The organism is Pontibacter toksunensis, assembly GCF_042686245.1.
In the GTDB taxonomy this organism is placed as follows: Bacteria; Bacteroidota; Bacteroidia; order Cytophagales; family Hymenobacteraceae; genus Pontibacter; species Pontibacter toksunensis.
The window spans coordinates 1-898 of the sequence record NZ_JBHUOX010000097.1; the positions used below are offsets into that span (position 1 = coordinate 1).

The 898-nt window shown below is 56.7% G+C and carries 1 protein-coding gene; it reads left to right on the forward strand.

Features of this window, described 5'->3' with window-relative positions; genetic code table 11:
- Window positions 1–898, forward strand: an 898-nt coding sequence (locus ACFS7Z_RS27285; protein ID WP_377492673.1) for a hypothetical protein, incomplete at both ends; no start/stop codon positions are given.

Sequence of the window (898 nt, forward strand, 5' to 3'; positions counted from 1 at the left end):
GGATGAATGAGGTGAAGCAGTACATCAGGCAGGCCACCGCCACGGACGATGAAGACCGGAAAGAGGCGGTTGAGAAAATCAGGCTCGGGCTGATTCCCTACCTCCTGAAGACAGAGAAGGCAAAGGACATGGTCATCTCTTTCAAGGACGCCGGTAGCCAGGCAGCAGAGATAGCCACCAAACCCGGGGAGGACCCCTGGAACTTCTGGGTCTTTAACCTCAACATGAACGGCTACTTCAGCGGGGACAGAAACTACTCCAGCAGCAGCCTGAGCGGCGGGATTAGCGCGGGAAGGGTAACGGAAAAGCTAAAGACCAGCTTCTCGCTGAATGCCAACAAGAACAAGAACCGCTTTGGGGAGGGAGACGAGCAGTTCACCTACACCAACGAGCGCTACGGTTTCAGCAACACCACCGTGTGGTCCCTCACCAGCCACCTGTCAGCCGGCGGCTATGTCAGCGCACAGAAGTCCGACTACAGTAACTATGACCTGTCTTTGGCTGTGACTCCCGCCGTGGAGTACAATTTCGTTCCCTACTCAGAGTCAAACAACAGGTACATCGGGCTGATGTACAGGGCAGGGCCCCAGTACTTCAACTACATCGAGGAGACCATCTTCTCCCAGACAGAGGAGCTCCGGTTTCAGGAGAGCCTCTCGCTGGATGTGAGCTTCAACCAGAAATGGGGGCGGGTGAGCGGCTCCACCTCCTTCAGCCATTATTTCCACGACTTCTCGAAAAAGAGGCTTTCCTTCTCCGGCTACGGGGAAGTACGGCTGGTCAAGGGGCTTTCGCTGAACCTGGGCGGGTACTACGCCATACAGCGGGACCAGCTGAACATCATCAAGGGGACGGTCTCTGACCAGGACCTGCTGACCAGGCGGCGCCAGCTAGACTC